Here is a 5,574-nt window from a genome sequence, read left to right on the forward strand (position 1 = left end):
GCCTTAAACACCTGAACCCCCGTCCTGATTCCTCCGTCAACCAGAATTTTCATTCCGCTTCCCTTCAGTGCATCTACAATCTCCGGCAATACCTCTGCCGTTGCCGCACATTGATCCAAAACACGTCCACCATGATTGGAAACCACAATGGCAGCCGCACCTGCTTCTTTCGCTTTCAACGCTCCTTTTACCGTTAATATCCCCTTTACGATAAAAGGAACAGGACATTTTTCCACAACCTGCTTTAATTCATCCACAGTTTTACTTCCTGCCGGTGGGGTACAGTTCTTTAAAAATGGTAATCCTGCTGCATCAATATCCATTGCCACCGCAAAAGCTAAGGAATGTTTCGCCAAATCCAATTTTTCATATACCACATCATTGCTCCATGGCTTTATTGTAGGAACCCCTATGCCATCGGCTGCTTTAATTGCCTCAGTAGCATGAATCATCACATCTTTATTGGTTCCATCCCCTGTAAATGCTGCAATTCCCCCATCGGCACAAGCCTTTACTAAAACTTGATTATAGCTTGAATCATTATAGGCCTCTCCATAATGAAGATTCACAGCACCTACAGGGCCCGCAAATACAGGAATGCGGAAGCTTTTATTAAATATATTGATGGAAGTATCCACTTTTTCATTGCTTGAGATTGTGTCCATATTTAATTTGATTTTTTGCCATGCTTCATAGTTGCGTATGGCATTATCCCCTATCCCCTTCGCCCCCGGGCCGGGAATTTGATTTCTACAGGCAATACCATTACAGACCAAACAGCTTTTACAATATTTCCCGATAGATTTTCTTGCATTTACGATTACTTCTTCATATTCCATTCTTTTCACCCTTTCCATATTGCTTGAAAATAATTACCATTGTTTAACATTTAACTTAATTATAGTTTTTTATATAGGAATGTCAACCTCTCTAACCATATCTATAAAAAATGACAGAACCCAATAAAATCAGCTCTGCCATTAAAATCATTTTAAATTTTCTTTTTTAAGATTGAAAAATTTTGAATCCCTTACCAGTTTTCTACCATTTGTTCCATATTTACTTCTTGAAAATTCACATCACTTGGTGGTACAAAAAGTGAATCATCTATTTTTTCTTTATCGTTAATTTCAGTTACTTTTAGCTCCATCATGGTTGTTTCATTCATAATAACTTCATATTTTAAAGGTGTTCCATATTTATTTGAATACCACATTTTTACAAGGACATTACCCATTTCTTCATCGGCTTCAGAGGTTTCTATATAAATAACTTCCTCTCCATCCAAAGTCTCTACCCTTGCAATAATATCATCAGAAGATTCATCGACAATTTCTGTTAATAGTTCACTGTCATCAACCATAAGTCCCATCTCTTCAGCATAAGTATTATCCGCTCCAACCATTTTAAATCCGTCTGATTGTCCGGAAACATAAGTATACATTACGCCTTCACTCGGTAAACTGATTAAGACGCTTTGAGGCAAATTGGGGCTTTCCACCTCTGTTCTGGTTTTGTCACCATCATAATATGTCGTCATTTTTGTCGTCAATCCACTAGCAGTCATTTCCGATTTAATCATTAACTTTTCCGGTTTTTTGTAAGCTATGGAATGAACCAAATCAATGCCTTCCAAATCTTTGTCAATGCCTTCATTTGCTGCCGTCTCCTGGCTATCAGTTTCCTCAACCTTTTGTTGCACTGATTGTTCCACCGGTTTTTCATTTCCACCGCAAGCTGAAATACTTAATGTCACTAAAGTAATACATATAAAAGCCAATATTTTATTTTTTTTCATAGTTCATCCCTTCCTATTCTGCAAGAAATATTATTTACTATACACCTTCGCTCCCAACAAAAACTAATTTTTAGTCTCTACCGAATAAATTCGTAAGTCCGGATAAATCCTCAAGGGGATTATTAAATCCTTTGCTTTCTCCTTTGCTGCCACCGGCTGCGGAATAAATTTTATCTGCCATTCTGCTAAAAGGTAGGGATTGTAACCAAACAATGCCAGGCCCTTTTAATGTAGCAAGGAACAGTCCTTCCCCGCCGAACAAACCGGATTTAATACTGCCTGCAAATTCAACATCATAATCCACATTTGATGTCATAGCAACAAGACAACCTGTATCTAATTTTAAAACCTGATTTTCTTGCAATTCTTTGCGAATGATGGTTCCACCTGCATGCAGGAACGCCAAACCATCCCCCTCTAGTTTTTGCATAATAAAACCTTCTCCCCCAAAAAAACCTGCCCCAATCTTCTTTTGAAGATGTATATCAATGGAAACGCCTTTCGCCGCACATAAAAAAGCATCCTTTTGGCAAATTAAACTACCGCCAAATTCTGTTAAATCAGCAGGAATGATCTTTCCGGGATACGGCGCCGCAAAAGACACATGCCCTTTTTCTCCGGCTGTATTTGTAAACACAGTCATAAAAAGCCCTTCCCCTGTTATGACCCTCTTACCGGCACCCATAAGTTTCCCCATAAAGCCTTTGCCATGGCTTTTGGAACTGCCATCTCCAAAGATTGTTTCCATGCTGATTTTTTCATCCATAAACATCATTGCACCAGCTTCTGCAACCACGCTTTCCCCGCCATCCAATTCAATTTCTACAAACTGCATATCGTCTCCGTAAAGTTTGTATTCAATCTCATGTGCTTTTGCCATAAAACGGCCCCCTTTTATTATTTAGTCAAAATACTATTTAAGTTTACTATAATGTAAAAAAAAAAGAAATATACTATCAGTCACTTCTCAAGTGACGATGGTAATCTCTTTTTATCTTGTTTCAAATTACTTTGAATATATACTTTTAATTAAATCTAAAACCTCGGGAAATTGCGTAAAGCCATCCCGATCAATAAAGTGTTTTCCGTTGGATCGTTCAATCAATTGCGCCCCTAATCGTTCTGCCATCTTTTTCGTTGCCACGGATGGCACAATATCATCGTCAATGGCAGTAATAACCACCCTATGGGGAATAAGCGCTTTTACTTGTTCAACATCAAGGGGTTCCTCTACAAATTGACTCAGCCCTTCTTTTTGAACTACCATTGGATTTTCATCCATAAACCCAGATACAAGAATAACCCCTTTTATTTTAATGTTTTTTTTCAGTATAAACTGTAACATAGCAATGCATCCAAGGCTATGCCCGATAAAAATAGTATTATCGTTTAATTCTTTCGCAACATCCTCTATTTTCTGTAACCAAGGCAACAGATGGGGATCATTTGTATTTGGCATATCAGGAACAATCAGTTGAATCCCGTTATTTTGCAATTCATTTTTGAGCCACGGGAACCAATTCGCCTTGCTAGATGCCGTAAATCCGTGAATGAAATAAGCCGGCGTAGTATTCATATCATATCTTCCTCCTTCAATTCAATCAAGCTACCTTTTTTCATTCTTTCATAATCAGAAAACGATTCAGAAACAACCCAAAAATTACACCACCAAAAAAACAATCTTTTTGCCTATTATTCTTTTTCCATAGCTTCATGCATAAACTGATAAAAAATTCAAGGAGAATTCGTATGCAAAACCCTAATGCAAAATACATAAAAATGCCAAACGGATATTTTTATCTTTTTTACCGTGAAAACAACACCCTGTTTCTGCAGGCACATGCAAATACTGGTTGGGGCACCCCGCAAATCTTAGCAAAACGCACGGCATTTTCGTTCTCAATTTGCCAATTCAAAGAACTTTGCTATGTGCTGTATTCTACCATAGACGGTACTTTATTTCTAGCTTTCTCAAAAGATTTTACAAATTGGGATCACAGATCTTTAATGTTCGGAACCCCTAATTCAGGGAAATCCAAGTATTTCATGGTTCCAACTGAAGATGCATTTCATGTTTTCTATCACCTGCCCACAGAATCCACAGGAATAGAAACCTTAACTTATAACGTTTTTCGTAACGGACAATGGGAAAGCCCATGTCAAATTGACCGTTTTATGCCCTTAGGTAAAACCAGTTTCTTTGCCCGCCGTCTAAGCAAAGACCATATTATTTTGTATTACCGAACATCAAGAAATATATGGAGTGCAAGGGAAATGCTTCTTTCTCCCTATACAATGGGAAACCTCACTCCCATGATTCAAACATCCCTAAATTATGTTGATATCTCCATTGTAAATGATGCAGAACGCATTCATTTTTTATATATCGTGCGAAGTTTATTCAGAATGCAAGTTGTTTATCAATATAAACAAACCTCAGCCATCAGTACGCCCCGTGTTCTGTGGGAAGATGTAAATTGCGATAACTGTTTGGCATTTCTAGAAAATCAAAGACTGACTTTGATGTGGACTGTTAACGGGCAGCCCTTACGCTGTATCTCTGAAAATAACGGAGCAACTTTTGGTGTAGTGGAGCGCTATACCGGTAATTTTCCGGCACAATGTTCCAAGTGTGAGCTATTAGGCGCAGATGGGGCTGAATTAAATGCAACTGAAGCCTACGGTGATAAATCCAGAAATTTTGCCCCATACCCTATTTTATCTAAGACGCTTACTTTGGCGAATTCCGAAGCAATGCCACTTAAAAATAAGAAACAACAGCCGCCATATTCGGAGAAGGAAAAACGGGGTGAACCCCCTTATTTTGAAAAAACCAATGAATCCCAAAATTCTTATTTTGATAAAGAAAATCAACCTCAGAATCCTTATTTTGATAAACCTAATCAATATCAGAATTCTTATTCCGAAAAAACGAATCAACCCCAGAAGCCTTATTTTGATAAACCTAATCAATATCAGAATTCTTATTCCGAAAAAATGAATCAACCCCGGAATCCTTATTTTGATAAACCTAATCAATATCAGAATTCTTATTCCGAAAAAACGAATCAACCCCAGAATTCTTATTTTGATAAACCTAATCAATATCAGAATTCTTATTCCGAAAAAATGAATCAATATCAAAATTCTCATTTTGAAAATGTAGAACAATTTCAACCATTTTCCACTCAACAAAGTAAGCAAACCCAGCTTCAACAGTATACGAAAGAAAAACCAGTTCACACTTCTAACCCCTTGCAGGATGTGCATAAAAAACGAGTTGAAGAATTATCTGCGCTTCTTGCCCAGCGAAGTGATGAAATTACTTCTATAAATGCCCGTTGGAAAGCTCATGTTTCTCAACTAGAAGGAGAACTTACCACATTACAAATGGAAATTCAAGAACTAAAAAAAACACAAAGCAAACAACAGCCTGAGGAGCAGCAAACAGCTGTCACACAGATTCCTCAGCCCCAATCCCTTAACCAAGAGCATAATAAAATCCAAGTTGAGGAAACCATCTCCATACAGGCTCCTGAAAATCAAATTGTGGAAGCAATACAATCTCCTCCTCAATTAGATGGAAATATTGAAAATGCAGAATAACAAAACCGGCATGAAGGAAAATTCTATTCATGCCGGTTTTATTATTCACGGATAACCTCTTCTAATATCTCTGAGATTTCACCAATTAAATCATTGCAATTCTCTCTATTGGCTGATAGCCTACAACAATCAATACAATGCCATCGTTCCTGCATTTTGCAAAACAAAAG

5 protein-coding genes are annotated in these 5,574 nt (G+C 37.5%); 1 reads left to right on the forward strand and 4 read right to left on the reverse strand.

Going from position 1 to position 5,574, the window contains the following annotated elements; translation table 11 throughout:
- The 4 genes from P9Q65_RS12945 to P9Q65_RS12960 form a co-directional block, all read right to left on the reverse strand.
- A partial coding sequence (locus P9Q65_RS12945; protein ID WP_304509910.1) for an alpha-hydroxy-acid oxidizing protein occupies positions 1 to 839 on the reverse strand: 839 nt, incomplete at its 3' end.
- A gap of 191 nt (positions 840 to 1,030) precedes the next feature.
- Positions 1,031 to 1,798, reverse strand: coding sequence for a hypothetical protein (locus P9Q65_RS12950; RefSeq protein ID WP_304509912.1), 768 nt, complete (start codon positions 1,796 to 1,798; stop codon positions 1,031 to 1,033).
- Between the two features lie 70 nt (positions 1,799 to 1,868).
- Complete coding sequence (locus tag P9Q65_RS12955) at positions 1,869 to 2,678, reverse strand: TIGR00266 family protein (protein ID WP_304509914.1); 810 nt, start codon at positions 2,676 to 2,678, stop codon at positions 1,869 to 1,871.
- 126 nt (positions 2,679 to 2,804) lie between these two features.
- Positions 2,805 to 3,374, reverse strand: coding sequence for an RBBP9/YdeN family alpha/beta hydrolase (locus P9Q65_RS12960; RefSeq protein WP_304509915.1), 570 nt, complete (start codon positions 3,372 to 3,374; stop codon positions 2,805 to 2,807).
- A gap of 173 nt (positions 3,375 to 3,547) precedes the next feature.
- On the opposite strand from P9Q65_RS12960, the gene P9Q65_RS12965 reads away from it, so the two are divergent.
- Positions 3,548 to 5,404: a hypothetical protein gene (locus tag P9Q65_RS12965; protein WP_304509917.1), complete on the forward strand. Its 1,857-nt coding sequence runs from the start codon at positions 3,548 to 3,550 to the stop codon at positions 5,402 to 5,404.
- The last annotated feature ends 170 nt before the right edge of the window (positions 5,405 to 5,574 follow it).

The organism is Anaerotignum sp. (assembly GCF_030625865.1).
In the GTDB taxonomy this organism is placed as follows: domain Bacteria; phylum Bacillota; class Clostridia; order Lachnospirales; family Anaerotignaceae; genus Chakrabartyella.

Excerpts from the sequence above, each read along its gene's own strand:
- P9Q65_RS12965 (WP_304509917.1), top strand. The coding sequence starts at position 3,548 with ATGCAAAACCCTAATGCAAAATACATAAAAATGCCAAACGGATATTTT.
- P9Q65_RS12960 (WP_304509915.1), bottom strand. The coding sequence starts at position 3,374 with ATGAATACTACGCCGGCTTATTTCATTCACGGATTTACGGCATCTAGC.
- P9Q65_RS12955 (WP_304509914.1), bottom strand. The coding sequence starts at position 2,678 with ATGGCAAAAGCACATGAGATTGAATACAAACTTTACGGAGACGATATG.
- P9Q65_RS12950 (WP_304509912.1), bottom strand. The coding sequence starts at position 1,798 with ATGAAAAAAAATAAAATATTGGCTTTTATATGTATTACTTTAGTGACA.